At 68.4% G+C, this 810-nt stretch carries 1 protein-coding gene; it reads right to left on the reverse strand.

The genetic code is table 11. The annotated features are described in order from the left end of the window. Positions 1–252: 252 nt before the first annotated feature. The coding region (locus tag RNB18_RS50690) for a hypothetical protein (protein WP_311720886.1) at positions 253–810 on the reverse strand (558 nt) is incomplete at its 5' end.

An 810-nucleotide genomic window follows, 5' to 3' on the forward strand; every position in this document is an offset into this window, starting at 1 on the left:
GACCCGCACCGTGCACACCGGGCACCACCACGGGCACCGACCAGCGCACGGAGCCGGGCAGCTCCCGAGTGAACCCGGGCGAGGACGGACCGGCGCGCACGCCGAGCACGGACCGAAGCCCGCCGCTCGTACGCGTCGTGGTGCCGTTCACAGCGTCCGCGGAGCACCGCCGGAGCCGTGCAGTCGAGACAGAGCACAAGCGTCGCCCCCTCGATGTTGTCGGCCTGGTCGTCGTCCTGGCGCTCGGCTGCTTTACTCCACCGCTTCCCCCGACCGGCACCCGTATGGAGAGCACCCGTCCGGGTCGCCCAGCTCGGCCGCACGCTCGTTGCGCGTCACGTGATCAATCGGAGCCTTATCCAGCGGCTTCCGCGAGCGGTGTAGAAACGCCTGCCCCAGCAGTGGGACACCGTTCGCGGTCGCCCTGGCGTTCCCGGACCGGATCGACGCATCAAAATCCACCGCGTCCTTCCACTCGTCCGGAGCCCCGTCCCGGAGTGCCCGCCACTGCGCGTTGCCGTGGTACGGACAGCCGATGCAGGCACTTTTCGGAGTGGTGCCGAACCCTTCGGCGGTCAGGTACTCCCGGCAGTCGTCGCGCGACCACCCGAGATCCAGCAGCGGGAAGACGTTGCGGGAGAACTTGAGACCGGAGTCCCGGGCCCGTCCTATCTCGTCCGTGCTGATGCCGATCCACTGTTCCGCGTACACCCCACGGGGGATGTAGGTGCGGCCCGGGTAGCCGAGCATGTCACGGACAGCCCGCTTGATCGGTTTCAGCTTGTACTCATTCGTACACTGCCGCCGTAG

The organism is Streptomyces doebereineriae (assembly GCF_031845645.1).
In the GTDB taxonomy this organism is placed as follows: domain Bacteria; phylum Actinomycetota; class Actinomycetes; order Streptomycetales; family Streptomycetaceae; genus Streptomyces; species Streptomyces canus.